This window comes from Ensifer sp. Root1252 (assembly GCF_001425885.1).
Lineage (GTDB): Bacteria > Pseudomonadota > Alphaproteobacteria > Rhizobiales > Rhizobiaceae > Ensifer > Ensifer canadensis.
Window position 1 is genome coordinate 807327 of sequence record NZ_LMDT01000001.1, and the last position, 24778, is coordinate 832104.

A 24778-nucleotide genomic window follows, 5' to 3' on the forward strand; every position below is an offset into this window, starting at 1 on the left:
CGCCCCTGACGAAGCCGTCGACCAAGGTAAAAAAGACCGGAACATTCGCTTGTCCGGGGCGTTCCCGAACAGCAGTGGGAAAACGACCATGCCAACAGAAAAGCCCATCTACTCCCATAAGGACGACGATCCTCATCTGAAGGATGACGATCTGGCGGGCAAGGTTCTGCGCTTCATCCGCTACGCCACCTTCGTCGACACCACCGATATCTCAGTGATCGTGCTCGGCGAAATGGTCGTGCTGTCGGGCCAGGTCCCAAGCGATTCCGATGTTGCCTGCGCCGGCGACGCGGCGAGATCGGTAATCGGCGTCACCAGCGTCGAGAACCGCCTGACGGTGAAGCCGGGCAAACATTCATGATCTGCTTGCTTGACCGCAAGCGGTTGTTGTTGGCAGCTTGGGCTGGTAAATGGACACGGCGCCAACCACAACGCGCGCGATTTCCTATGGAGACCGGAATGGGGACGCCTGAGTCAGCAACCAAGTAAGCCGCAACAACACTCCCAATCGTTGTTGCGGCGTCTGTCCGGTCATTTCACACTACCGATAAGAAGGCAGAGCGCCGCTGAATGTCATTCATTTGAGCGGATGTTCAATCGTGCCCAATCATAAATCATCAACCTGGAACTATTCAGTGCCGGCAGCGCTGTTGCTGATGGCCCCCTTCGACATTCTCGCCTCCCTGGCGATGGATATCTATCTGCCGGTCGTGCCTGTCATGCCGGGCATTCTCGCCACGACGCCAGCGATCATCCAGCTGACGTTAAGCCTCTACATGACCATTCTCGGCGTCGGCCAGATCGTCTTCGGGCCCATCTCCGATCGCATCGGTCGGCGTCCGGTCGTCATCTGTGGGGCGCTGCTGTTTGCGGTCGCATCGCTGCTGATGGCCGCCACCGTGTCGGCCCCCGCCTTCCTCGCCCTTCGCCTGCTGCAGGCGATCGGCGCCTCGGCAGCGCTCGTTGCCACCTTTGCCACTGTCCGCGATGTCTATGCAGACCGGCCCGAAGGCGTGACCATCTACGGCCTCTTCAGCGCGATGCTCGCCTTCGTGCCGGCCCTCGGCCCGATCGCCGGCGCGCTGCTTGCCGATCGCTTCGGCTGGCGGGCGATCTTCCTGGCACTCGGCCTACTCGCCATCGCGGCCATGGCGAATGCGATACCGCGATGGCGGGAAACCAGGCCAACCGGCACCGAAGGCGAGAGAAGATCCTTCGGCCCGATCCTGCGCAACGGAGCGTTCTGGACCTACACGCTCGGCTTCAGCGCCGCGATGGGCTCGTTCTTCGTGTTCTTCTCGACAGCACCACGCGTGCTCATCGATCGAGCTGATTATTCCGAACTCGCCTTCAGCCTGGTCTTTGCGACGGCGGCCCTTGTGATGATCGTCACGACCCGTTTTGCCAAACGCTTCGTGGCGCTCTGGGGCATCACCGGCAGCCTTGCCCGCGGGATGGCGCTGCTCATCCTCGGCGCGGTGCTGCTCGTCGTCGGCCAGAGCGTCGCCGCACCGTCGTTCTGGACCTTCATCCTGCCGATGTGGGTCATCGCCGTCGGCATCGTCTTCACCGGTTCGGTCACCCCCAATGGAGCCCTCCAGGCTTTCGGCCATGTGGCAGGAACGGCGGTCGCGCTCTACTTCTGCATTCAGAGCCTGATTGTCGGGGTGCTCGGCACCCTGGCTGTGGTTCTGCTTGGTGGAGATACCGCATTTCCATTAGCCGGCTATTCAATGACAATGGCGATCGTCACGCTGGTCGCGCTCGGTGTGCTGGCGAGGCAACGCCCGGCGGAAGCCTGATCCGATGAACCTGCCACAGGGCGTATCGACCATCTCGGCACGCCCTGCGGCACCCCTTGTTTACCCCCCGACAGCGCTGGCAAAGCGAATGCGAGTACAAGGCGTGCACATCGACAACGATTGCCTCTTGACCTCGCCCCAGGGGCAAGCCTCACAGTCAGATCCATGAGCGAATCTTATCTCCTTGCGGGCCGTTTTGGCGCCGCCACACGACTGTCACCAAAGGCGCTGCGGCTTTATGCCGAGCAGGGCCTGCTGGTGCCCGCCTATACCGATCCGACGACGGGCTATCGCTACTATGCGCCGGAGCAGGCCGCCCGGGCACGGCTTATCGCGCGCCTTCGACGCCTTGGCCTGTCGGTGGCGCGCGTCGCGCAATTGGTGGAACTGGATGCGCAGAGCCGCCTTATCGAATTGCGGTCCTGGCTGGACGCTCAAAACGAGCGGCTGAGCGAGCAGACCGAGCTGGTGGAGGCGATCGCGCGGCAGACGGACGGCGGTGATGCCGACCTAATCTCGGCGATTGCCGTACGCGAGGTGGCAGCCTGCAAGCTGATCTCCTGCCAACGTCAGCTCGATATCGAGGCGCTTGATGCATTCCTGGCAACCGCCCAGGCGGAGATCCGTGGTTACCTGCGCCATTGCGGGATTGCCAGCGACGGCGCCATGACCGTGCATTTCCATGAAACCGTTAGCCGCGACAGCGAGGGACTGGTGGAAGTCGCCATCGCCTATGAAGGCGGCATCGAGCCGGTCGACGACCTGCGCATCCGCCTTCAGGCCGCGCGGCGAGAGGTCTTTCTGCCGGTGCCGGCGGCTTGTGAAAACTTCCCGCTGATCTTGCGCGTCTACGACGCCATCGAAACCTGGCTGGATGCGCGAACCGACATCAACAGCAGCGGCAGCCCCTACGAAATCTACCCCGGCAGCAACGGCGCGTCCTTCGATGTCGCCTACCCCATAATGTTTCCGTCTTAGGCGGAATCAGAACCACTCTATCTCTTTGTTTTATCCGCATTTCCTGACGGAAGACCGCTCCGTACTTTTCCTGGAAATGCTCTAACAGGACAGACGATCATGATGCATTTCGCCTATACGGGCTCCGGCCCCTATTGCTACGCCAACTCTTTCGCAATGATGTTCGGCGCGCAGGCCCCCTCCACCGCGGTGATCGAATTTGCCACCAGCAGTCCGTTCGGCATGCAACTGCTCGGCGGCACCCTGCCGTTCTTCGACCCCTATGGCTGGGATCCGGAAGCCGGCTCTGAAGGCGCGCTTCGCTCGCCAACTTCATGGCCGCCTGGCGCGCAGACACGCTGAGTTATGGTGACGCCTACACCATGCGGACCGACTTTGTCCGTATCGCCGAGATATCGGAAATCGAGACGATACGGGCGTCGATCCCGGCCGCCATCCACTGGCTGTCGATGGAGACGGACCTGCCCGTTCCTCCCGGAACCCTCGGCAATGCCGAAGCAGCCGAAACGCTCGCCGCGCGCGTCGCGACCGGTTGCGACAAGAACTTGCGCGCGCATCTGGTCCACTTCGCCATCCGGACCGGCGCCCGCCGCGCGGCCGACGCGGCCGCCTGCCTCGCACGGGCGGGTTACAACGAGGCGGCCCGCATTGCCGATGAACAGGCACGGCTCATCGGAGCGCTGCAGTATCCGCTGGTGGTGCGCAAGGACGCAGTCGCGGCGGCCACCTTGCGGGCACTCGCCCCGACCTATGACCGGATGAAGACCGCGCTGGAGCACGGTTGCTGATCTGCGATCGACCGCCGCTCGGGCCGTCGGCGCGGCCGGAGCGGCGGGACACGCGGTTATACGAGCAGTTCGGAAAAACTGCTTGCCCGTTCCGCGTTCTCACGCTTGAGCGGTTCGTAGTGCAGGCCGACCACGCCATTCTCGTAGGTGTCCGTGCCCATCAGCCGCAGATCATATCTGTCGGGAAGCTCATCGAACCAGGCGGCACCCGGGGACGTGACGGGATAGACGAAGAAGTGGAAGATATCGACGAGGCCGAGACCGATGACCGTCTGGGCCAGGCTGGCGCCGCCGGAAAGGTGAATATCGCCACCGGCGCGCGCCTTCAGATCCAGGAGATAGGCTGCCAGCAATTCGTCATCGTGGGCAACGACCTGCTCGACATTGTTCCATTCGGTCAGCGTCTGGCGTCCCGAGCGCGAGAAGACCAGTTTGCGATAGTCGTGCATCCTCCGCGCCATCTTGCGGTTGGTTTCGGTTCCCACGTCCTCCGACAGGGCGCCCGGCCAGTAGGATGCCATTTCCTCGTAGGTCACGCGGCCGACGAGTACGGTGTCATAGGTGGCGTAGAGCCGGTCGATCGCCCGATATTGGTCGTCGCCGACGCTACCGAGCCAGGCCAGCGGATCGTCGAGGCGACCGTTGAGCGTCGTCATCATCTGCAGGACAATCTTGCGCATGTCGACCTCCTCTACTGGGTTCTGCCCTCCACGAGCCGGGCAAGCTGCGCGATGACCGTGCCCCAGCCATCGTGAAAACCCATCTCCTCGTGCATGTTTCGGTCGGCGTTGCTCTTGTGCATGACGTGGGCGGCATAGTCCGTGCCCTCAGGATGATCCTTGAGTGTGATGATCGCCGTCATGAAAGGGTTTTCGGCCGGGCGCCACCCCGCGACCAGCGAATTGGTAAAGACAATGCGCTGGATGTCGTCGACCGCCAGAAAGCACGCATCCAGATGCGGCGTGAACGCACCGCCGCCTTCGCTGATCCTTGTGACGAAGGCGCCGCCCGGCCGCAGGTCCATATCGACCACCTGGCATCTGGCCGGCGCCGGAACCCACCATTGCTCGAAGCTGGCGGGATCGGTCCATGCATTCCAGATCGTCGGCCGCGGCGCCTTGATCAGGCGCGATATCGTCAGGTCGAGATCGGGGTTGTGAGATCGGATCATGTCATTTCTCCTTGTTCTCAGCTGATATCACGAACTGTTCAAGCCGATCGGTGCGGCCTTCCCAAAGGGCGCGCTGCTCCGACATCCACGCTTCGATGGCGGCAAACCGGCTCTTCTCGATGGTGCAGGTGCGCACCCGGCCCTGCTTCTCGGTGCGGATCAGGCCGCTGCCTTCGAGAAAATGGATGTGTTTCATGAACGACGGTAGCGCCATGTCGAACGGCTCTGCCAGATCGCTGATGCTGGCTGGCCCTCGACCGAGCCTCGCCAGCACGGAGCGCCTCGTGGGGTCGGCCAGGGCCTGAAAAATTCCGTCCAAAGGGCTCGAATACTGTTCCATAAGGCTAAGTATCATGACGAAACACTTAGCGCAACGGCTAACTGTTTGCCCTCCGCCGGCGACGCACCAACACCCGCGCAAGCTCCGCGCACATCAATGATCTGGGTCAGCGCACAAGGTTGCGACTAGCGACGGCTGAGTACGATGAAAAATTAACCCTTGGTGAAGAAATGGCGGACAGAGAGGGATTCGAACCCTCGATACGCTTTCACGTATACACGCGTTCCAGGCGTGCGCCTTCAACCACTCGGCCACCTGTCCATCCGTCAACAGCCGATGGTCATGCGGCTGGATGGGAAGGGCAAGGCCCTTCGTGTCATCCGGCGCGAACCGGCGGACGGGCGGGATATATACCGATGATTTGCGCGGGATCAACTGCTTTCTGACAGATTGTTGACATCTTATGAAACTTGGCAGCGAACGGCTGCCATTGCGCTTGTCGAACACGGGGCCTATCTCTTGCGGCAGAGTTGTTCGGCGCCTCCTTTCGAAGGCCGCCGGAACGTTGCACCATCCCGGATTGCCACGTTCTCCCCTCGCGCCGGCTTTGCCCTCAAGCAGGGGAACTGATGCCGTAAGACGGGAGCGACGGTTCGATCTGGGGCGATAGAGTTTGAGAAATGAGGGACCGATGCGCTTCGTGCTGCGACTGGCGAGCTTTGTGGTGCTGCTTGCGGCCGTCCTTGCGGGGGCTGTCGATGCCATCCAGTCCGTCGCAGCCTCCGAGCTGGTGATGACGTCGCTCGGCGACGATCTCGAAGCGCTTGGCCCCGACACCGCTAGCTGGGTGCTGTTCGCGCAGCGGACGGATACCGGGCCGATCCTCTGGCACACGGTGCTGCACTGGTTCTTTACGCAGCCGGCGTTTGCGGTGCTCGCCCTTCTCGCCCTCCTCCTGTGGATGGCCGGATACAAGAAGCGGCCGGCGGCCGGCCGTTTCGCTGCCTGATCATCGCGGGGTGCTCATCCCGCGTCGACCGACAAGGAGTTTCGTGATGTTCCTGATCGACATGTTCAACAAGAAGACCATCATGCCCGACGCGCAGACGGCACTGCGCGGGCGCGAGGACGCCATTCCGACCGCCGCCACGCATTTCGTCTCGGGACACCCGCTGAAGGGCCCCTACCCGGAAGGCATGGAAAAGATCCTGCTCGGCATGGGATGCTTCTGGGGCGCGGAGCGGCTGCTCTGGAATAAGCCGGGCGTGTATGTCACCGCGGCCGGCTATTCCGGCGGCATGACGCCGAACCCGACCTACCAGGAAACCACCACGGGACTGACCGGCCACACCGAGGTGGTGCTGGTGGTCTACGATCCGGAGGTGGTTCCGTTGTCGAGCCTGCTCAAGACCTTTTTCGAGGAACACGACCCGACCCAGGGCATGCGTCAGGGCAACGATATCGGCACGACCTATCGCTCCGCCATCTATGTCTATGACGACGCGCAGCTGAAGGAAGCGAAGGCCGCGCGCGATGCCTTCCAGGCGGCGCTGAAGAGATCGGGCCACACCGGCAAGATCACCACCGAGATCGCGAAGGCCGGCCCGTTGTATTTTGCCGAGGACTACCACCAGCAGTATCTGGCGAAGAACCCTGTTGGTTATTGCGCCCTGCGTGGCACCGGCGTCAGCTGCCCGATCGGCGCCTAGGGCCTATCGCGATCAGCGGGATCCGCCTGCTGCGTTTCAGGCTTTCGCTTTTGCGCATGTCGCGCACAACCCACTGTATACTCTTGCGCGATATGCTCTTGGCCTTTTACATGCTGCTGGTGTCCACCCCCCGCGCTAAAAGGTCAAGCGAACCGGCATTTTAACCCTGCTTGTGAATGCCGGTCGACATTTTTACCATCCGAAAAATTTTGAGTGTTTTTTTGCCGTGACCGTGCAAGGATGCGGCCACCCTAGCCCCCACGAGAGGGGTGGGTTCCGCAGACAGGTTCCATCCGGGGCCCGCGGGAGGACCCGATAAAGATCAATAGCGACAACAGGGCTGCACGATGAAAAAAACCATTCTCGGTCTCTTTGCCTTTTCCATGATGTCCGCGACGGCTCTGGCCGCCGACATCAAGCCGGCCATCATTTACGATCTGGGCGGCAAGTTCGACAAATCGTTCAACGAAGCCGCTTATAACGGCGCCGAAAAGTTCAAAACCGAATCGGGCGTCGAATACCGCGAATTCGAAATCGCCAACGATGCACAGCGCGAGCAGGCCCTGCGCCGCTTCGCCAGCGACGGCAACAACCCGATCGTCATGGCCGGCTTCAACTGGGCGGCACCGCTCGAAAAGATTGCCGGCGAATATCCGGACACCAAGTTCGCGATCATCGACATGGTGCTCGACAAGCCGAACGTGAAGTCGATCGTGTTCAAGGAACAGGAAGGCTCCTACCTCGTCGGCGTGCTCGCTGGTCTCGCTTCGAAGTCGAAGACCGTCAGCTTCGTCGGTGGCATGGACGTGCCGCTCATCCACAAGTTCGCCTGCGGCTATGTCGGCGGCGCGAAGTCGACCGGCGCTGACGTGAAGGTTCTCGAAGCCTACACCGGCACGACACCGGACGCCTGGAACGACCCGGTCAAGGGCGGCGAAATTGCCAAGTCGCAGATGGACCAGGGTTCGGACGTGGTCTACCACGCAGCCGGCGGCACGGGCGTTGGCGTCCTGCAGGCCGCTGCAGATGCCGGAAAGCTCGGCATCGGCGTCGACTCCAACCAGAACGGACTGCAGCCGGGCAAGGTTCTGACCTCGATGCTGAAGCGCGTCGACGTCGCCGTCTACGAAGCCTTCACTGCTGCCAAGAACGACAAGTTCGAGTTCGGCATCTCCAATCTCGGCCTCAAGGAAGATGGCGTCGGCTACTCGCTCGACGACAACAACAAGGCTCTGATCACCCCGGAAATGCTCGATGCGGTCGAGAAGGTGAAAGCCGAGATCATCGCCGGCAAGGTCCAGGTGCACGACTACATGAGCGACGAAGCCTGCCCCTACTAAGGGCTTCCGCCTGAAAATGAGAAAGGCCGCCGTTCGCTAGAACCGGCGGCCTTTTTATTTCCCTGTCCTGCGGAGCCATTGAGCCGCGCCATCTCCCTGGCTTTGCGCATTTCCTGACGCAAAGCCGCTTCGCACTTTTCCTGGAAAAGCTCTAGTAATGCGGCGGCCGGGTGATCGGAGGCGCATCGATCGATTGCTCCTCGAGGCTGAGGAAGCGTTCCGTCAGCCGGTCGAGCTTTGCTCGGGTCTGTTCGACCACTTTCCATTGCTCGGCAAGTTGGTCGGAAAGCTCTTCGATCGTCTTGGCCTGGTGAGCCACCGTCTCTTCAAGGCGGGTGACCCGGTCTTCGGCGTTGATCATTTCAGCTGCTCCGTCCTGTCGCGGCCATCCCGGCGGGCGACGCCTGCAGCGCCGTACGTCTTCAGACGCACAAAGGTCGCTGTATCACTCTGAATAGCTGCATGTCGGTATTCCTAAATCGAACAAGATTAAGGAAACATGCAGCGGGGGATTTGCCGGCAGATTGGCCAGCGGATGTCCGCTGTCAAGCAGATTGCGTCTCAGGGCCTGGCCGTGGCCCCTCGCGTCAGCGAAAATCCCGGATCGCTTGCCGACAGCCTCTTGTGCAGGTGCACCATCATGCCGGCGGCAAAGAGCGGCGTCAGCAGGTTGAGCAGCGGTACGGCGAGAAACGCCGCAAGGATCAACCCGGCCAGGAACACGGTCGAGCGGTGCTTGGCGCGGAAAAGCCGCGCCTCCGCCGGCGACCGGTAGCGCATGGCGGCAAACTCGAAGAACTCCCGCCCCAGCAGGTAACCGTTGACGAGGAAGAAGGCGATCAGGTTGACGCCGGGCACGAGCAGCAGGAACAGCGCCAATATGTTGCCGAGAATGACGACGCCGAGGAACTTGGCGGAGCCGGCAATCGCCTCTCCGAGCGGCAAGGGCCTGCCCGCCGGCTCGCTCGGATAGTCGCGCGCCTCGACCACGTCCGCGACATCGTCAAGGAAGAAGCCGGCGATCAGCGCCGTCACCGGCGCTAGCAGCAGGGCCAGGGCCAGCGCCAGCCCGAGGCTCGCGAAGATGCCGAGCACGAAGGTGAGCCAACCCGCCCAGGCGGGCGTGCCAGGCATCAACGCATCGAGCCATGGCAAAGCAAGCCAGATGAAGAGTTCGCGCAGGCCGAACCACAGTGCTGCGAGCGCCAGAAGCGTCAGGCCGAGCACTTTCCAGAACACCGAACGGGTCTCCGGTGCAAAGAGATTGGCAAAAGAAAGCCGCGCCGCGTCCAATATCATCAAATCTCTCCAGTGCCGGGCAGGGTTCGATGAGGCATGTAGGCAAACGCCTTCGTATCGACAAGGCAGGACGGCCGGCACCATCTGCTTTCGGCAAAATTCCTGCGGCGAAGACGGACGAACCATGGCAAACGCCACGGGGAGCGATATGGTAGAGCTTGTTGCACAAAACTGTGCAGGGGTTTTGCGCGACATGCGCAAGAACAACGACTTAATGCGCAGTCAGCGAATCCTGGAGATCGCGACACGCTTTAGATCAAAAGCCTGCCCACGCGGGCCAACGGAAGGACGAGCTGCCGCTGGCGGCAGGCGGACAAGGGGAGACCATGACCAGACAGAAAACGCTCGCCGGGCTTTCGGTACTCGTCCAGGAAGGCAAGCTCGACCCGGTCACGCTTGCAGAGCAAACACTTGCCGGCATCGCGGCGCACGGCGATCAGTCGATCTTTGTCGGCATCACCCGCGAACGCGCGCTTAAGGAGGCCTCGGCGGCCTCCGCCCGGCTTCGTGCGGGCCGATCGCTCGGCCTGCTCGATGGTCTTCCGGTCGCCTGGAAGGATCTCTTCGACGTCAAGGGCAGCGTGACGACCGCGGGTTCCGCGGTCCTGCGGGACACCCCGCCTGCTGGCAGTGACGCCGCCGTGGTCGGCGCGGTTGCCGGTGCCGGCATGGTCAGCGTCGGGCGAACCAACATGAGCGAGTTCGCCTTCTCCGGCCTCGGCATCAATCCGCATTACGGCACGCCGCACAACCCGGCCTCGACCGATGTCGAGCGCATCCCCGGCGGCTCCTCGTCGGGCGCGGCGGCGGCGGTCGCGGCCGGTCTCGTGCCCGCGGCAATCGGTACCGATACTGGCGGCTCCGTCCGAATCCCGGCGGCCATGACCGGCATCATCGGCTACAAAGCGACGCGCGGCCGCTATTCGATGAAGGGCGTCTTCCCGCTCGCCGAAAGCCTCGATTCGCTCGGGCCTCTCTGTCATACGGTGCAGGATGCGGTCTGGCTCGACGCCGCCATGCATGGACTGACCGCACCGGTGGTTCGCCGCGGCGCGATCGCCGGCCTCTCGATCGTCATCCCCGAAACCATCGTCTTCGACGAGGCGGAAAACGAAGTCGTCGAAGCCTTCGAGGATGCGGTCAAGCGGCTGGAAAAGGCCGGCGCCACGGTCACCCGCCGCGCCTTTCCGACGTTCAAGGCGGTGTTCGATCTGATGGCGCGCCACGGCGCGCTCGTCACCGCCGAAGCCTTCGCACTTCACCGGGAGCGCCTGGCAGGCTCCGAGGCCGAACGCATCGATCCGCGTGTCGTCGCGCGCACCAGGCTCGGCGAGAAGATCACCATGCCTGACTATATCGCGCTTCTCGATGCGCGCGACCAGCTGATCCATGAAACGGTCGAGAGCCTGAAGCCGGGCGAACTCATCGTCCATCCGACATTGCCGCATGTCGCGCCGCCGTTGGCGCCGTTGCTGGCCGACGACGAGCTGTTCTTCAAGACCAACGCCACGACGCTGCGCAACACGCTCATCGGCAACTTCCTCGATTTCTGCGGCATCTCGATCCCCTGCGGCACCGGTGCCGGCGAAATGCCCGTGGGCCTGCAGTTGGCTGCACCGCACCATCAGGACGACCGGTTGCTCTCGATCGCACTTGCCGCCGAAGCCGTGATCCGGGGAGAGGCATGATCGTCTGTTTCGATATCGGCGGATCGGCGATCAAGGGGGCGATCGTGCATTCGCGCGAACGGATCTTTCCGCTGCCGCGCCGCACGACGCCGCTCAACAATTTCCGCCAGTTCGTCCAAACGCTCGAATCCGTGCTCGACGAAGCCGGCGGCCACCCGGAATGCGTGGCGATCTCGATTACCGGCGTCATCGACCCGGAGACGCGCCGGATCAAATGCGCCAACATCCCCTGCATCGACGGCCGCGAACTGGTGGCCGAGCTCGAGCGCGAGCTGCACCTGCCGATCAAGATCGCCAATGACGCCGACTGTTTCGCCCTTGCCGAAGCGGGCGCCGGCGCCGGCCGGGGTCACCGCATCGTCTTCGGGGCGATCCTCGGCACCGGTGTCGGCGGCGGCTTGGTGGTCGACGGCCAGTTGATCAACGCCGACGGCGGCTTTGCCGGCGAATGGGGACATGGACCGGCACTTGCCGCGGAAGCGGGTGAACCGCCGATCGCCATCCCCGCCTATGCCTGCGGCTGCGGCCAGCGGCGCTGCGTCGACACGGTCGGCGGCGCGCGCGGGCTCGAACGACTGCACGACACCGTGCACGGCAAGACCATGTCGAGCCATGAGATCATCGAGGCGTGGCTCAAGGGCGACACGGAAGCGAAACGCACCGTCGAGATTCTTGTCGATCTCGTCAGCTCACCGCTGGCGCTCGTCATCAACACCACGGGAGCGACGATCGTACCTGTCGGCGGCGGTCTTTCCAACGTTGAACCGCTGCTTGAGGGGATCGATCTGGCGGTTCGTAGCCGGATTCTGCGGCAGTTCAAACGGCCGCTCGTCGTGCGCGGCGAGTGTCAGGTCGAGCCCGGCCTGATCGGCGCAGCCCTGCTCGGCCTTGGAGGAGAAAAGGCATGAATGGCATCGGACTTGAGGTTTGCGTCGACGACGCCGACGGGCTTGCCGCGGCGATCGAGGGCGGGGCGGACCGGATCGAACTCTGCGCAGCACTTTCCGTCGGCGGGCTGACGCCGACCGCCGGGTTGATGGCACTCGCCGGGCCGCCACGGGTACCCGTCTATGTCATGGTCCGGCCGCGGCCGGGCGACTTCGTCTTTGGCGCCGCCGATCTCGACATGATGCGCCGCGATATCGATGCGGTGCGCGATGCCGGACTTGCCGGCGTCGTTCTCGGTGCGTCGCTTACCGATGGCCAGCTCGATGCGCCCATGCTCCGAAAACTGACGGGCCATGCCGCAGGCCTCGGCCTCACCTTGCACCGCGCCTTCGACCTGGTGCCAGATTTCAAGGACGCAATCGAACTTGCGGTTGAACTCGGCTTTGAGCGGATCCTGACATCCGGAGGCGCGAGGAGCGCGCCACAGGCCATCGAGAAGCTGGCGGAGCTTGTCGAGCTGGCAGGTGGGCGGCTTTCGATCATGCCTGGTTCCGGCGTGACGCTTGAAACCGTCGATGCGCTGCTTGCCCGACTGCCCGTCACGGAAGTGCATTCATCCTGCTCGATCCGTGAGCCGGCTCATGATCGGCGACTGGTCGAGATGGGCTTCGTGACCGAGGATCGGCGCCGCACGGATGTGGCGACCGTTCAGGCGATGAAAGCGCGGCTTTCGGCGGGGTAGGACGTTCGCGCGTCGGATCTTCGCCACGCTTTCAGTTCACGCTAAAGAAAGGCCCGACGATCACTCCGATCGTCGGGCCTCAATTTTTCGATAGATCGGTGATCAGGCTGCGTAGACCTGGTTGCCGCCAATCCAAGTCGATCCCATGGCGAGTTCTGATGTCAGAAGCACGAAATCCGCATCTGCCCCGGGCAGAACACGGCCCTTGTGCGAGGAGATGCCCATGGCGTCGGCGGGATAGGCCGATGCCATGCGAAGGGCTTCCTCGACCGGTAGGCCGAGCTTTTCGTGCACGAAGCGCACCGACGAGAGCATGTCGATATCGGCGCCGGCAAGCGTGCCGTCGGCGAGAGTCAGACGACCGCCGTGGCGCAGGATCTCGCGGCCATTGAGCTCGAAGCTCGTCATGTCCGTTCCAATCGGCGACATCGCGTCGGTCACCAGGAAGATCTGGCCCGGGCCGGTCTTGGCCCGCAGCGCCACACCCATCGAGGCGGGGTCGACATGGTAGCCGTCGGCGATCAGGCCCGCGTGCAGGGTGCCTGTCGCAAGGGCTGCACCGACGACGCCAGGCTCGCGATGACCGAGACCGCTCATGGCGTTGAACAGATGCGTCACCGTCTTCGCCCCTGCCTTGGCATAGGACACGGCGGTCTCATAGCCGACATCCGTATGGCCGAGGCTGACGATGGCGCCGGCGTCGGCAAGGGCTCGAACCTGCTCTTTGGTCGCATTTTCCGGTGCGACCGTGACCATGAGGGTGCCGAGCGCCCTGGCGCAGTCGAGCATCTCCTTGAGGTCGGCGTCATCCATCGGTCGGATCAGCGCTGGATCGTGCGCGCCCTTTCGTGCGACCGAAAGATGCGGACCTTCCAGATGCAGGCCGAGGAAGCCGGGCACGCCGGCCGCCTTGGCCTGAAGGCCGGCGGCGATCGTTGCCGTGCGGACTTCGCGCGTATCGGTGATCAGCGTCGGCAGAAGTGCGGTCGTACCGAACTTCGCATGGGCCGAACAGATCTGGCGGATGCTTTCCAGCGTCGGCTGCGCGTTGAGAAGCGCCCCGCCGCCGCCGTTGACCTGCAGGTCGATGAAGCCGGGCACCAGCAGCAGGCCGTGGGCATCGACGATCGTGGCACCGGCCGGCAGATCGCCGGCTGCCACGATGGCCTTGACACGACCCGCCTCGATCAAGAGAGCGGCGCCGTCATGCCATTCGATACCATCGAACAGGCGGGCGCCGATGATTGCCTTCTTCTCGGTCATCTCGTCTCCGTTACTTTCTTGAGGCTTGCCGGTGCGTCGGGATTGAGACCGCGCGAGCGCGACCAGGCTTCGACGAAGCCATAGAACGGCAGGATCAGGGTCAGCGCGTCGGTGATCGGGTGTCCCGTCTCGACGAACGGCAGGCGCTTGGCCTTGCCGGCGCGGTTCGACGTCACATGGACCACGGCGCCCTTCTCGGCCATGCCGTCGGCGATCTCGGCGACGGACCCTTCGGCCGCATCGCGCGCCGCAAGCGTCAGCACCGGGAACTTGGCGCCGACAAGCGCCACCGGTCCATGCAGCACTTCGGCGGCCGAATAGGCTTCCGCATGCATGCCCGAAGTTTCCTTGAACTTCAGCGCCGCTTCGCTGGCGATCGCCAGCGCCGGGCCACGGCCAAGCACGTAGAGCGATTCGGCCTCGCCGAGATCGGCGGCGAACTCATGCCAATCCAGCTTCACCGCCTTGGCGAACTGGTTCGGCAGATCGGCCACGGCGCGCTGCAACGCCGCGTCGCCGGTCCATTCGCCGAGAACGGCAAGGCCGGCGACGATGGAGTTGACATAGGACTTGGTTGCAGCAACGGCGATTTCCGGGCCGGCGAGAATGTCGAGCGGATGGGTGCATGCCTTCGAGATCGGTGACGGCAGGGTGTTGGTAAGTGCGATTGATACGGCGCCGGCATCGGTTGCGGCCTGGGCCATCGCGACGATATCCGGGCTCTTGCCCGATTGCGAAATCGCAATTGCCGCCGCGCCACCGAGCTTCAGCTTGGCGCCATAGATCGACGCGAGCGACGGCCCGAGCGAAGCGACCGGTCGACCGGCCTGCAGCTCGATCGCATATTTCAGGAACAGGGCGGCATGGTCCGAAGAACCGCGCGCGATCGTCACCAGGAAAGCCGGGTCCTTGGCGCGCAGCGCTGCGCCGGCCTGCTTCAGGGCCTCGGAAGAATGCTCGAGCAGTCGGGCCGCCGCTTCGGGGATCTCGTCGATTTCTCGGCGCATGTTGGTCTGCATGGTCAATTCCTTTCTTGCGGAGCGACGGTCAGGATTCCGACAGGGTCAGTTCCGCGACAAAATCATAGGCGTCGCCCCGATAGAGCGAGCGGGTGAATTCGACGACGCGTCCCGATGCGAGATAGGAGACGCGTTCGATGGAAAGGCCGGCAGAGCCGACGGCGACGCCGAGCATGGAGGCGTCCGGATCCTTGATGTTGCAGGCGGAGATGCGCTGCACGGCGCGCACCGGCCGGGAACGGGTCTTGTCGAGCGCGGTATAGAGCGACGAGGTGACAGCCTGCGGATCCGGCAGGAATTCGGCCGAGATGCTGGCGCGCTCGATCGCGAGCGGCATGTCGTCAGCGATGCGCAGACGCCCGAGCCTGGCCACCAACGCGTCGGCCGGCAGGCCGAGCGCCATCATCTCATCCGGCGACGGATGATACAGGCCTCGCTCCAGCCAGCGGGCATGAGTGTTGAGACCACGGCGCGCCATGTCCTCGGTAAACGAGGTCAGCCGCGACAGCGATTGCTGCACCTTGGAGACCGGCTTGACGACAAAAGTGCCGGAGCCGTGGCGCCGCACCAGCAAGCCGTCGCGCACGAGATCGTCGACGGCCTTGCGCACGGTCACGCGGCTGATATTGGCGTAATCGGCCAAATCGCGCTCCGGCGGCAGGGCGTCGCCATGATTGAGCTTGCCCGACTGGATCGCGTCTTCCAGCGATTGCCGCAGTTTCAGATAGAGCGGACCGGATCCACCGGCCTGCAGGCCTTCGAGCGGCAGAATGGCAGCGAGATGATCGGTCATGCGCCGACCTCCGAGCGGGAGCCGAAGCGCTGTGCGGCGAGTGCGACGGCGCCGGTGAGCGCGTCGGCCTCGGCTTCGACAAAAAACGGCTGGTGGCGCTCGGCAAGCCAGGGACGATAGAGCGGCGCGAGGCCACCGAGCAGGCAGAGCTTGCGCCCGCCCCGGGCGACCACGACGTCTAGCGCCTCGTCGACCGTGATCGCCGCAGTCTTGAGCAGACGCACGGCGACGGGATCGCCCGCCTGCGCCGCTTCGAAGACACGCGGGGCATAGCGGCCGAACTCACCCGGCTTTGCCAGGCGCGCGAAATCGACGACAGCACTCGGATCGTTCCTGAACTCGGCCATGACGGAATCGGTTATCGGCGACGCCTCATGGATGCCATCGAAGGCAAGCAGGCTTTCCTGCAAAAGCGCATGGCCGATGCGTGCGCCACTGCCATGATCGCCGATCGTGAAGCCCCAGCCGCCGACATAGCTGACGATGTCGGCCTGCCGCAGGATATAGATGCTGCCGGTGCCGAGAATGGCGACGGCGCCGTCCTCGTCGCCGAGCGCGCCCTGCAGGGCAATCAGACCATCCGATTCGATATCGGCTGCGGCAAACGGCAGGCGTCGCTTCACATAATGCACGGCATCGCCGACATTGTGCCCGGCGACGCCGACAATTGCGCGCGCCTCGGCGATACCAGAGGGATCAAGACCGGCTTCTTCAAATGCCGCCCGCGCAGCGTCGCCAATATGGGCGAGCGCCGTTTCAGGATCCGTCAGAATGTTGGCTGCACCAGCCTTGCCGCGGCCGAGAATACGTCCATCCCCCGCAGCCACAGCCGCCCGGCAGCTTGTTCCGCCGCCATCGATTCCTATTAGGTAGTTTGGCATGAGCACCTCCGCCCATAGAGGATACCAAAAAAATACCAATAACCAAGTCCGAATTGGTCTCGATATCCAATTTTGAAATAATGCATTGAATAATAACGGATAATTTCAGAGATTGGTTTTTTTTGACGCCAAAATGTAATTTCTCCTAGACAATTGGTATTTTTTTGGCATTAATTCACCCAGAGGAGACACAACCTATGCCTTCAGTGAAGACCGAAGAGCGTCACGACAACGCCAAAGGCCTGGATGTCATGCATCCGGCGCTGGCGCTTCGGCTGCTCGCATCCGGACAACAGGCGGCAGCAAAGGTCGTGGACGCCGCGATTGAGCAGATTTCCGCTGCTGCGTCCCTGGCTGCAGAAACGCTCGCCTCCGGCAAGCGTCTCGCCTATGCCGGCGCCGGCAGCTCAGGCCTGATGGCCATGGCCGATGCGCTGGAACTTCCCGGCACCTACGGCATCCCCCAGGACCAGATCGTCATTCTGCTTGCAGGCGGCGCCGCCAGTCTCAATGACCTCGCCGGCGGCTACGAAGACGACATGGATCTGGCGCGCGAAGACGTCCGCAAGGCCGGCATCACCGCGGGCGACTGTCTGGTTTCAGTGTCGGCCAGCGGCTCGACACCCTATGCGCTGGCCGCAGCCGACGAAGCGCGCAAGCTCGGCGCAAAAGTCATCGCCGTTGCCAACAATCCGGGCGCAGCTCTTTTCAACGACGCGGATGTCGCCATTCTGCTGCAGACGCCGCCGGAAGTCGTTTCCGGCTCGACGCGCATGGGTGCCGGCACGGCACAGAAGATCGCCTTCAACATGTTCTCGACGCTGGTCGGCATCCATCTCGGCCACGTGCTCGACGGCCACATGGTCAATCTGCGCGCCGACAACATCAAGCTGCACGGCCGCGCCGTTCGCATCGTCACCGACATTACCGGTGTTGGCGCATCCGAGGCCGGCCGGCTGATCAATGCCGCATCCGGCTCGGTCAAGATCGCCATCCTGCTGGCATCGGGCGCGAAGGACGTGGCGGCAGCCGAAGCGGCGCTCAACCAGACCAAGCAGAACCTGCGCCGGGCGATCGATATCGTTTCGGCCTGAGATAAACCTGGGATTCAAACCGCGCCAAAACGGCGCATATAAGAGGGAGAAGCTAAATGACCCGTACGACACTCAAGGGCCTGCTGCTTGCGTCGAGCATTCTCGGCTCGGCCGGCCTGGCCCACGCGGAGGACGTCACGCTGACGATCGAAAGCTGGCGCAACGACGACCTGGCGATCTGGCAGGAAAAGCTGATCCCGGCTTTCGAAGCCAAGAACCCCGGCATCAAGGTCAAGTTCGCCCCGATGGCGCCGACCGAGTACAACGCGGCGCTGAACGCCAAACTCGACGCCGGCTCCGCGGGCGACCTCATCACCTGCCGTCCGTTCGATGTCTCGCTCGAACTCTACAACAAGAAGCACCTTGCCGACCTGACGGCGCTGCCGGGTATAGAAAATTTCTCCCCGGTCGCCAAGTCCGCCTGGACGACAGACGATGGCTCGGCCACCTTCTGCGTGCCGATGGCTTCGGTCATCCACGGCTTCATCTACAACAAGGACGCCTTCGACCAGCTCGGCATCCAGATCCCGACGACGGAAGCCGAATTCTTCGCAGCTCTCGACAAGATCAAGGCCGACGGCAACTACATCCCGATGGCGATGGGCACCAAGGATCTCTGGGAAGCCGCGACCATGGGCTACCAGAACATCGGCCCGACCTACTGGAAGGGTGAAGAAGGCCGCGCTGCGCTGATCAAGGGCGAGCAGAAGCTGACCGATGAACCGTGGGTCGAGCCCTATCGCGTTCTCGCCAAGTGGAAGGACTATCTCGGCGACGGCTTCGAGGCCCAGACCTATCCGGACAGCCAGAACCTGTTCACGCTCGGCCGCGCCGCGATCTATCCGGCCGGCTCGTGGGAAATCGGCCTGTTCAACACCCAGGCCCAGTTCAAGATGGGCGCCTTCCCGCCTCCGGTTAAGAACGCCGGCGACGCTTGCTACATCTCCGACCACAACGACATCGGCGTCGGTCTGAACGCCAAGAGTGCGCACGCCGAGCAAGCCAAGACCTTCCTTACCTGGGTCGCTTCGCCGGAATTCGCCGAGATTTACGCCAATTCGCTGCCGGGCTTCTTCAGCCTCAATTCGACCCCGGTGAAGATGACCGATCCGCTCGCTCAGGAATTCGTTTCCTGGCGCGAAAAGTGCAAGCCGACGATCCGCTCGACCTACCAGATCCTGGCGCGCGGTACGCCGAGCCTCGAGAACGAAACCTGGGTTGAATCGGCCAACGTCATCAACGGCACGGATACGCCTGAGGTTGCGGCCGAAAAGCTGCAGAAGGGTCTCGACGGCTGGTACAAGCCGGCGAAGTAAGCGCAACTGGTTCCCTCCCCTTCGGGGGAGGGTCGGCCCTACAGCGCCGCGCGTCTTGTCGGACGCACAAAGGTCGCTGTAGCACTTTGAATTGCTGAATGTTTTTGTCCTCAAATCGGATAGGATTGAGGAAACATGCAGCAAGGGCCGGGCGGGAGGACATTGCCCAAGGAGGCACTCCCCCAGCCGCAGCGTCCTCGACCTCCCCTTGATGGGGAGGTCCCCGACGCAGTCGTTTGCAAAAGAACGCGATAGCCTTAACCTTCGTCATGAGCCCGGATCGGGGCAGGCGTTATGCGGCAAGACCGGCCGTGTGGCGTCGACGTGCATCATGACGCCCTGGGGAACCGGTCGAACAAGCGGGTACGATCAATGAGCAACGTCACTTCACTGCAAGAGGGACAGCCGACCGTGAGACGGCCGAAACGCTGGCACATCCTCATCTTTCTGCTGCCGGCCCTTCTGGTCTACACGGCGGTGATGATCCTGCCGTTGATCGAGACGCTGCGTCTCTCGCTATACAACACGGTCGACGGCCAGCCGACCTTCGTTGGTCTCGCAAACTTCCAGGTCCTGTTCGGCGAGGAGCGCTGGGCGCACGACTTCTGGAACGCGCTGAAGAACAACGTCATCTTCTTCATCATTCACATGTGCGTGCAGAATCCGATCGGCGTTGCGCTGGCGGCCATGCTGTCCATTCCGAAGCTGCGTTTCGTCACGTTCTACCGCACGGCGATCTTCCTGCCGACGCTGCTTTCCTTCGTTATCGTCGGCTTCATCTGGAAGCTGATCCTGTCGCCGATCTGGGGTGTCGCGCCCTGGATGCTCGATCTCGTCGGCCTCAAGTCGATGTTTGCGCCCTGGCTCGGCAGGCCAGGCTCGGCCCTGATCGCCGTGTCGTTGATCTCGGTCTGGCAATATGTCGGCATCCCGATGATGCTGATCTACGCCGCCCTGCTCAACATTCCCGATGAAGTGATCGAAGCCGCCGAATGCGACGGCGTCACCGGCTGGAGCCAGTTCTGGAAGATCAAGCTGCCGCTGATCCTGCCCGCGATCGGCATCATCTCGATCCTGACCTTCGTCGGCAACTTCAACGCCTTCGACCTGGTCTACACCGTGCAGGGCGCGCTTGCCGGTCCTGATGGCTCGACCGACATTCTCGGCACGCTGCTCTACCGCACCTTCTTCGGCTTCCAGCTGCAGCTGGGCGACCGCTCGATGGGCGCGACGATCGCAACGGTGATGTTCCTGATCATCCTCGCCGGCGTCTCGCTCTACCTCTTCGTCATCCAGCGCCGCATGCGCCGCTATCAGTTCTAAGGGAGGCCGAGATGTCGCAAGCACGCCACTCCATTTTCCGCACCGGCTTCGTCCACATCGCGCTGATCGCCTATACGCTCATCTCGCTGTTTCCGGTGTTCCTGACGATCATCAACTCGTTCAAGGATCGCAACGCGATCTTCCGGGCGCCGTTGACGGTCCCGACGCCCGAGACCTTCAGCCTGATCGGCTACCAGACGGTGCTCGGCCAGGGCGATTTCGCGACCTACTTCCAGAACAGCTTCATCGTCACGGTCGTCGCGATCGCGCTGGTGCTGTTGTTCGGCGCCATGGCCGCGTTCGCGCTGTCGGAATACCGCTTCCGCGGCAATACGCTGATGGGGCTCTATCTCGCGATCGGCATCATGATCCCGATCCGGCTCGGCACCGTCGCCATCCTTCAGGGCATGGTCGCTGCCAACCTCGTCAACACGCTGACGGCGCTGATCCTCGTCTATACCGCACAGGGGCTACCGCTCGCGGTGTTCATCCTGTCGGAGTTCATGCGCACGGTTTCGGATGACCTGAAGAATGCCGGCCGCATCGACGGGCTGTCGGAATACTCGATCTTCTTCCGCCTCGTGCTGCCGCTGATCCGGCCGGCGATGGCAACGGTTGCCGTGTTCACGATGATCCCGATCTGGAACGATCTGTGGTTCCCATTGATCCTGGCGCCGGCAGAAGCAACCAAGACGGTCACGCTCGGCTCGCAGATCTTCATCGGCCAGTTCGTCACCAACTGGAACGCCGTGCTTGCGGCCCTGTCGCTCGCCATCCTTCCGGTTCTCGTCCTCTATGTCATTTTCTCGCGGCAGCTGATCCGCGGCATCACCGCAGGAGCAGTCAAGTGAGTTCAAACAGCAAACCGGTCCGGGTCCTCGTCGCGGGTCTCGGCAATATGGGCCGCAGCCATGCGCTGGCCTATCACAACAATCCCGGCTTCGAGATCGTCGGGCTGGTCAACCGCTCCAAGGTGGAGCTTCCGGAGGAACTGCGCGGCTACGAGATCCATCCTGACTTCAAGACGGCGCTTGAGGAACTGAAACCCGAACTCTGCTCGGTCTGTACCTATTCCGACAGCCATGCCGACTATGCGGTTGCCGCCTTCGAAGCCGGCTGCGACGTGTTCGTGGAGAAGCCGCTGGCAACGACGGTCGCAGACGCCGAACGGGTCGTTGCTGCCGCCAGGAAGCATGGCCGCAAGCTGATCATCGGCTACATCCTGCGCCACCACCCCTCGTGGATCCGGCTGATCGCCGAAGCCCGCAAACTCGGCGGTCCTTACGTCTTCCGCATGAACTTGAACCAGCAGTCGAGCGGTCCGACCTGGGAGACCCACAAGTCGCTGATGCAGACGACCCCGCCGATCGTCGACTGCGGCGTGCATTATGTCGACGTCATGTGCCAGATCACCGACGCCAAGCCGGTGGAGGTGCGCGGCATGGGCCTGCGTCTTTCCGACGAAATCGCTTCGGACATGTACAATTACGGCCACCTGCAGGTGATCTTCGAAGACGGGTCGGCCGGCTGGTACGAGGCCGGCTGGGGTCCGATGATTTCGGAGACCGCCTTCTTCGTGAAGGACGTCATGTCGCCAAAGGGCTCCGTGTCGATCGTCATGGATCCGAATGCCAAGTCGGACGATATCGACACACACACCAAGACCTCGGTCATTCGCGTGCACAATGCGGAAACTGGTCCCAACGGTCGCTTTCTCAAGCCGGACGAGGACCTGACAATGGACGGAGAGCCCGGCCATCAGGAACTCTGCGATCGTGAGCAGGCCTATGTGCTGAAGGCCATTCGCGAAGATATCAATCTCGACCGCCACATGAACGACGCCGTCCAGTCGCTGCGCATCTGCCTTGCGGCTGATGAAAGCGTCCGCACCGGTCAGCCGGTCAAACTTTAAGAGGGGCAATTAGGTGGGATCACTTCAACTCAAATCCATCCGCAAGGCCTACGGAAACCATGAGGTTCTCAATGGCATCGACCTGGAAGTGAAGGACGGCGAGTTCGTCATCTTCGTGGGTCCTTCCGGCTGCGGCAAGTCGACATTGCTGCGCACCATTGCCGGCCTTGAGGACGCGACCTCCGGCAGCGTCCAGATCGACGGCGTCGAAGTCGGACACGTGGCCCCCGCCAAGCGCGGCATCGCCATGGTATTCCAGTCCTATGCGCTCTATCCGCACCTGACGGTGAAGGACAATATGGGCCTGGGCCTGAAGCAGGCCGGCAAGCCGAAAGCTGAAATCGAGGACAAGGTCGGCAAGGCCGCCAGCATGCTGTCGCTCGACCCCTATCTCGCCCGGCGCCCGGCGGAACTTTCCGGCGGCCAGCGCCAGCGTGTCGCCATCGGCCGCGCCATCGTGCGCGAACCGAAGCTGTTCCTGTTCGACGAGCCCTTGTCGAACCTCGATGCGGCCTTGCGCGTCAACACCCGGCTCGAGATCGCCCGGCTGCATCGCAGCCTGAAGGCCACGATGATCTACGTGACCCATGATCAGGTCGAAGCGATGACGCTGGCCGACAAGATCGTGGTGCTGAACGCCGGCCAGATCGAGCAGATCGGCTCGCCGATGGATCTCTACAACCGGCCGGCCAATGTCTTCGTCGGTGGCTTCATCGGCTCGCCGCAGATGAACTTCGTCGACGGCGCCCGCCTCGGCGATCCCGGCGCCAAGACGATCGGCATCCGGCCGGAACATATCGGTCTGTCGCGCGAGAGTGGCGACTGGAAGGGCAAGGTCATCCACGTCGAGCATCTGGGCGCCGACACGATTGTCTATATCGAGTCCGACCAGGTCGGTCTGATCACCGTTCGGCTGTTTGGCGAACACCGCTACGCGCCTGATGACATTGTCTTTGCGACGCCGATGGTCGGCAGCATGCACCGCTTCGGTGCCGACGACCGCGTCCTCGCCTGAGACGATAATCCGGCGACAAACCCGGATCACACCTTAGTGATATCAAGCCGCCGTGGTGCCGAAAGCACTGCGGCGGCTGATTTTTTTGATCGATTCAACGCGCTGCATCACGGTGTTGCACTGCGGCGCAAATTAACATACATTTGTGTTTGTATATTAGCGTTCCGGTATTTTCCCATCCCGATACTGGTAATTGCTTCCCTTCACTTCCGGACCGCGCAGCCCTGCGATACGCACTGGCTGCGCACGGTCACCGAATATGGACATCGCTATGCGCATGAACCGACCGACACTGGCCGCCGCCTTGGCAACCGTGATTCTCCTTTCCGGCTGCCAGAAAGACGAAGAACAGGCCGCTCCCGCCTTCCCGCCATCGGCCGTCGCTGTCTTCACGACCGCATCCGAGACGCTGCCGATCACCAATGAACTGCCGGGCCGCATCACCGCGACGCGCGTCGCCGAAGTTCGTCCGCGCGTTTCCGGCATCGTCGTCGAACGCGTCTTCCAGCAGGGCTCGAAGGTCAAGGAAGGTGACGTGCTCTACCGCATCGACCCTGCTCCCTTCCAGGTCCAGGTCGAAAAGGCCGAAGCGACCCTGCGCCGCGCCCAGGCCGTGCATCTCCAGGCCGAACAGAAGGCTGCCCGACAGGAAGCTCTGAAGAAGGCAAACGTCGTCGCCGCCCAGCAGTTCGACGATGCAAACGGCCTGCTGGCTGCAGCAAACGCCGACGTCGCCATCGCCCAGGCGGGCTTGGCCGCTGCCAAGCTCGACCTGCAATACGCCAACGTGACCGCCCCGATCAGCGGCCAGATCGGACGCGCTCTCATCACCGAGGGTGCGCTCGTCAGCGCCAACAGCTCGGAAAACCTCGCCACGATCCAGCAACTCGATCCGCTCTATGCCGACTTTACCCAGTCGGCGACCGATCTCATCCGCCTGCGCAAGGCGCTTGAAGCCGGCCAGATGATGAGCGGTGACCAGGAGGCCGAGGTTCAACTGATCCTCGACGACGGCACGCCTTATGAACACAAGGGCAAGCTCCTGTTCTCGGAAGCGGCCGTTGACGCGACGACCGGCCAGGTAACGCTGCGCGGCGAGTTCCCCAATCCCGACGGCGACCTATTGCCGGGCATGTATGTCCGCGTGCTGGTCCAGCAGGGTGTCGAGAAGGACGCGATCACCGTGCCGCAGCAGGCTGTCCAGCGCAACAATGCCGGCCAGTCGCAGGTCTATGTCGTGGCCGCCGACAAGAAGGTCGAGTTCCGCAACGTCACACTTGGACGCACGGTCGGAACCCGCTGGCAGGTGGCCTCGGGGCTGAAGCCCGGCGAAAAGGTCATCGTCGAAGGCTTCCAGAAGATCGGCCCCGGCGCGCCGGTGGAGCCGACCGACTGGGATCCGAATGCAAAGCCGGCGGCCGAAGCAGCCCAGACGACCGCGGCGACCGACGCAAAGCCCGCTGAAGCCACAGAGTGA

General features: G+C 62.9%; 25 protein-coding genes, 1 tRNA gene and 1 pseudogene. 17 read left to right on the forward strand and 10 right to left on the reverse strand.

The genetic code is table 11. The features are described from left to right. Nucleotides 1-88 precede the first annotated feature (88 nt). The 4 genes and pseudogenes from ASD02_RS04000 (at nt 89) to ASD02_RS04020 (ending at nt 3568) form a co-directional block, all read left to right on the forward strand. Nucleotides 89-361, forward strand: a complete 273-nt coding sequence (locus ASD02_RS04000; protein ID WP_025425471.1) for a BON domain-containing protein — start codon at nt 89-91, stop codon at nt 359-361. Nucleotides 362-599: 238 nt separating this feature from the next. Continuing rightward, entirely contained in the window at nt 600-1802 is a 1203-nt protein-coding gene (gene cml / locus ASD02_RS04005) for a CmlA/FloR family chloramphenicol efflux MFS transporter (protein WP_057204370.1), read from the forward strand. 165 nt (nt 1803-1967) lie between these two features. Beyond that, on the forward strand, nt 1968-2780 hold the full coding sequence (locus ASD02_RS04010) for a MerR family transcriptional regulator (protein ID WP_025425469.1): 813 nt from the start codon (nt 1968-1970) through the stop codon (nt 2778-2780). Nucleotides 2781-2879: 99 nt separating this feature from the next. Continuing rightward, nucleotides 2880-3568, forward strand: a pseudogene (locus ASD02_RS04020) (hypothetical protein). A gap of 56 nt (nt 3569-3624) precedes the next feature. Here ASD02_RS04020 and ASD02_RS04025 read toward each other — a convergent pair. From ASD02_RS04025 to ASD02_RS04040, 4 genes are all read right to left on the reverse strand, one after another. Beyond that, entirely contained in the window at nt 3625-4248 is a 624-nt protein-coding gene (locus ASD02_RS04025; protein ID WP_025425467.1) for a dihydrofolate reductase family protein, read from the reverse strand. Nucleotides 4249-4259: 11 nt separating this feature from the next. Next, complete coding sequence (locus ASD02_RS04030; protein ID WP_057219979.1) at nt 4260-4739, reverse strand: SRPBCC family protein; 480 nt, start codon at nt 4737-4739, stop codon at nt 4260-4262. Nucleotide 4740: 1 nt separating this feature from the next. Then, on the reverse strand, nt 4741-5079 hold the full coding sequence (locus ASD02_RS04035) for a metalloregulator ArsR/SmtB family transcription factor (protein ID WP_038576608.1): 339 nt from the start codon (nt 5077-5079) through the stop codon (nt 4741-4743). A 171-nt stretch (nt 5080-5250) separates the two neighbouring features. Next, nucleotides 5251-5340: transfer RNA gene (locus ASD02_RS04040), tRNA-Ser, on the reverse strand. 370 nt (nt 5341-5710) lie between these two features. Here ASD02_RS04040 and ASD02_RS04045 point away from each other — a divergent pair. From ASD02_RS04045 to ASD02_RS04055, 3 genes are all read left to right on the forward strand, one after another. Further along, entirely contained in the window at nt 5711-6028 is a 318-nt protein-coding gene (locus tag ASD02_RS04045; protein WP_025425464.1) for a hypothetical protein, read from the forward strand. 46 nt (nt 6029-6074) lie between these two features. Beyond that, nucleotides 6075-6728 (forward strand): peptide-methionine (S)-S-oxide reductase MsrA, encoded by a 654-nt coding sequence (msrA, locus tag ASD02_RS04050; protein ID WP_025425463.1) that lies wholly within the window; start codon nt 6075-6077, stop codon nt 6726-6728. Between the two features lie 347 nt (nt 6729-7075). Next, nucleotides 7076-8068 (forward strand): BMP family ABC transporter substrate-binding protein, encoded by a 993-nt coding sequence (locus ASD02_RS04055; protein ID WP_025425462.1) that lies wholly within the window; start codon nt 7076-7078, stop codon nt 8066-8068. Nucleotides 8069-8219: 151 nt separating this feature from the next. Here the strand turns inward: ASD02_RS04055 and ASD02_RS04060 are convergent, their stop codons facing one another. Continuing rightward, complete coding sequence (locus ASD02_RS04060; protein WP_057219980.1) at nt 8220-8429, reverse strand: SlyX family protein; 210 nt, start codon at nt 8427-8429, stop codon at nt 8220-8222. Between the two features lie 200 nt (nt 8430-8629). After that, nucleotides 8630-9367, reverse strand: coding sequence for a sulfate transporter family protein (locus ASD02_RS04065; RefSeq protein WP_057204371.1), 738 nt, complete (start codon nt 9365-9367; stop codon nt 8630-8632). 326 nt (nt 9368-9693) lie between these two features. Here ASD02_RS04065 and ASD02_RS04070 point away from each other — a divergent pair, with 326 nt between their 5' ends. The 3 genes from ASD02_RS04070 to ASD02_RS04080 are packed head-to-tail and all read left to right on the forward strand — an operon-like array spanning nt 9694 to nt 12685. Further along, nucleotides 9694-11055 carry an amidase gene (locus tag ASD02_RS04070; RefSeq protein ID WP_025425459.1) on the forward strand — a complete coding sequence of 454 codons (1362 nt, stop codon included), beginning with the start codon at nt 9694-9696 and terminating at the stop codon, nt 11053-11055. Next, on the forward strand, nt 11052-11963 hold the full coding sequence (locus ASD02_RS04075) for an ROK family protein (RefSeq protein WP_025425458.1): 912 nt from the start codon (nt 11052-11054) through the stop codon (nt 11961-11963). Before ASD02_RS04070 ends, ASD02_RS04075 begins: the two co-directional genes overlap by 4 nt. After that, on the forward strand, nt 11960-12685 hold the full coding sequence (locus tag ASD02_RS04080) for a copper homeostasis protein CutC (RefSeq protein ID WP_057204376.1): 726 nt from the start codon (nt 11960-11962) through the stop codon (nt 12683-12685). Before ASD02_RS04075 ends, ASD02_RS04080 begins: the two co-directional genes overlap by 4 nt. 102 nt (nt 12686-12787) lie before the next feature. Here ASD02_RS04080 and nagA read toward each other — a convergent pair whose 3' ends face one another. The 4 genes from nagA to ASD02_RS04100 are packed head-to-tail and all read right to left on the reverse strand — an operon-like array spanning nt 12788 to nt 16641. Further along, complete coding sequence (nagA, locus tag ASD02_RS04085; RefSeq protein ID WP_025425456.1) at nt 12788-13948, reverse strand: N-acetylglucosamine-6-phosphate deacetylase; 1161 nt, start codon at nt 13946-13948, stop codon at nt 12788-12790. After that, nucleotides 13945-14967 (reverse strand): SIS domain-containing protein, encoded by a 1023-nt coding sequence (locus ASD02_RS04090; protein WP_025425455.1) that lies wholly within the window; start codon nt 14965-14967, stop codon nt 13945-13947. The genes nagA and ASD02_RS04090 overlap by 4 nt, the downstream gene beginning before the upstream one ends. A gap of 28 nt (nt 14968-14995) precedes the next feature. Then, a complete protein-coding gene (locus ASD02_RS04095; protein WP_025425454.1) occupies nt 14996-15760 on the reverse strand; it encodes a GntR family transcriptional regulator in 765 nt (254 codons plus the stop codon). Next, the gene (locus ASD02_RS04100; RefSeq protein WP_025425453.1) at nt 15757-16641 is read right to left on the reverse strand and encodes an N-acetylglucosamine kinase; all 885 of its coding nucleotides are present in this window, start codon (nt 16639-16641) and stop codon (nt 15757-15759) included. Before ASD02_RS04100 ends, ASD02_RS04095 begins: the two co-directional genes overlap by 4 nt. A 197-nt stretch (nt 16642-16838) precedes the next feature. On the opposite strand from ASD02_RS04100, the gene ASD02_RS04105 reads away from it, so the two are divergent. The 7 genes from ASD02_RS04105 to ASD02_RS04135 all read left to right on the forward strand — a co-directional run bounded on the left by ASD02_RS04105 (nt 16839) and on the right by ASD02_RS04135 (nt 24778). After that, on the forward strand, nt 16839-17735 hold the full coding sequence (locus tag ASD02_RS04105) for an N-acetylmuramic acid 6-phosphate etherase (protein ID WP_025425452.1): 897 nt from the start codon (nt 16839-16841) through the stop codon (nt 17733-17735). A 56-nt stretch (nt 17736-17791) separates the two neighbouring features. Then, nucleotides 17792-19051 (forward strand): ABC transporter substrate-binding protein, encoded by a 1260-nt coding sequence (locus tag ASD02_RS04110; RefSeq protein WP_057219981.1) that lies wholly within the window; start codon nt 17792-17794, stop codon nt 19049-19051. Nucleotides 19052-19423: 372 nt separating this feature from the next. Beyond that, entirely contained in the window at nt 19424-20374 is a 951-nt protein-coding gene (locus ASD02_RS04115; protein ID WP_025425450.1) for a sugar ABC transporter permease, read from the forward strand. Nucleotides 20375-20385: 11 nt separating this feature from the next. Beyond that, entirely contained in the window at nt 20386-21225 is an 840-nt protein-coding gene (locus tag ASD02_RS04120) for a carbohydrate ABC transporter permease (protein WP_025425449.1), read from the forward strand. After that, nucleotides 21222-22286 (forward strand): Gfo/Idh/MocA family oxidoreductase, encoded by a 1065-nt coding sequence (locus ASD02_RS04125; protein ID WP_057204378.1) that lies wholly within the window; start codon nt 21222-21224, stop codon nt 22284-22286. Before ASD02_RS04120 ends, ASD02_RS04125 begins: the two co-directional genes overlap by 4 nt. 13 nt (nt 22287-22299) lie before the next feature. Next, nucleotides 22300-23301 (forward strand): ATP-binding cassette domain-containing protein, encoded by a 1002-nt coding sequence (locus ASD02_RS04130; protein WP_057219982.1) that lies wholly within the window; start codon nt 22300-22302, stop codon nt 23299-23301. A 259-nt stretch (nt 23302-23560) separates the two neighbouring features. After that, on the forward strand, nt 23561-24778 hold the full coding sequence (locus ASD02_RS04135; RefSeq protein ID WP_025425446.1) for an efflux RND transporter periplasmic adaptor subunit: 1218 nt from the start codon (nt 23561-23563) through the stop codon (nt 24776-24778).

What these genes read in the sequence shown, in the direction of transcription:
- ASD02_RS04035 (WP_038576608.1), bottom strand. Translation starts at nt 5,079, where the DNA reads ATGGAACAGTATTCGAGCCCTTTGGACGGAATTTTTCAGGCCCTGGCC.
- ASD02_RS04100 (WP_025425453.1), bottom strand. Translation starts at nt 16,641, where the DNA reads ATGCCAAACTACCTAATAGGAATCGATGGCGGCGGAACAAGCTGCCGG.
- nagA (WP_025425456.1), bottom strand. Translation starts at nt 13,948, where the DNA reads ATGACCGAGAAGAAGGCAATCATCGGCGCCCGCCTGTTCGATGGTATC.
- ASD02_RS04000 (WP_025425471.1), top strand. Translation starts at nt 89, where the DNA reads ATGCCAACAGAAAAGCCCATCTACTCCCATAAGGACGACGATCCTCAT.
- ASD02_RS04030 (WP_057219979.1), bottom strand. Translation starts at nt 4,739, where the DNA reads ATGATCCGATCTCACAACCCCGATCTCGACCTGACGATATCGCGCCTG.
- ASD02_RS04045 (WP_025425464.1), top strand. Translation starts at nt 5,711, where the DNA reads ATGCGCTTCGTGCTGCGACTGGCGAGCTTTGTGGTGCTGCTTGCGGCC.
- ASD02_RS04025 (WP_025425467.1), bottom strand. Translation starts at nt 4,248, where the DNA reads ATGCGCAAGATTGTCCTGCAGATGATGACGACGCTCAACGGTCGCCTC.
- ASD02_RS04115 (WP_025425450.1), top strand. Translation starts at nt 19,424, where the DNA reads ATGAGCAACGTCACTTCACTGCAAGAGGGACAGCCGACCGTGAGACGG.
- msrA (WP_025425463.1), top strand. Translation starts at nt 6,075, where the DNA reads ATGTTCCTGATCGACATGTTCAACAAGAAGACCATCATGCCCGACGCG.
- ASD02_RS04060 (WP_057219980.1), bottom strand. Translation starts at nt 8,429, where the DNA reads ATGATCAACGCCGAAGACCGGGTCACCCGCCTTGAAGAGACGGTGGCT.
- ASD02_RS04135 (WP_025425446.1), top strand. Translation starts at nt 23,561, where the DNA reads ATGGACATCGCTATGCGCATGAACCGACCGACACTGGCCGCCGCCTTG.
- ASD02_RS04055 (WP_025425462.1), top strand. Translation starts at nt 7,076, where the DNA reads ATGAAAAAAACCATTCTCGGTCTCTTTGCCTTTTCCATGATGTCCGCG.
- ASD02_RS04070 (WP_025425459.1), top strand. Translation starts at nt 9,694, where the DNA reads ATGACCAGACAGAAAACGCTCGCCGGGCTTTCGGTACTCGTCCAGGAA.
- ASD02_RS04120 (WP_025425449.1), top strand. Translation starts at nt 20,386, where the DNA reads ATGTCGCAAGCACGCCACTCCATTTTCCGCACCGGCTTCGTCCACATC.
- ASD02_RS04095 (WP_025425454.1), bottom strand. Translation starts at nt 15,760, where the DNA reads ATGACCGATCATCTCGCTGCCATTCTGCCGCTCGAAGGCCTGCAGGCC.
- ASD02_RS04080 (WP_057204376.1), top strand. Translation starts at nt 11,960, where the DNA reads ATGAATGGCATCGGACTTGAGGTTTGCGTCGACGACGCCGACGGGCTT.
- ASD02_RS04075 (WP_025425458.1), top strand. Translation starts at nt 11,052, where the DNA reads ATGATCGTCTGTTTCGATATCGGCGGATCGGCGATCAAGGGGGCGATC.
- ASD02_RS04110 (WP_057219981.1), top strand. Translation starts at nt 17,792, where the DNA reads ATGACCCGTACGACACTCAAGGGCCTGCTGCTTGCGTCGAGCATTCTC.
- ASD02_RS04010 (WP_025425469.1), top strand. Translation starts at nt 1,968, where the DNA reads ATGAGCGAATCTTATCTCCTTGCGGGCCGTTTTGGCGCCGCCACACGA.
- ASD02_RS04065 (WP_057204371.1), bottom strand. Translation starts at nt 9,367, where the DNA reads ATGATATTGGACGCGGCGCGGCTTTCTTTTGCCAATCTCTTTGCACCG.
- ASD02_RS04090 (WP_025425455.1), bottom strand. Translation starts at nt 14,967, where the DNA reads ATGCAGACCAACATGCGCCGAGAAATCGACGAGATCCCCGAAGCGGCG.
- ASD02_RS04105 (WP_025425452.1), top strand. Translation starts at nt 16,839, where the DNA reads ATGCCTTCAGTGAAGACCGAAGAGCGTCACGACAACGCCAAAGGCCTG.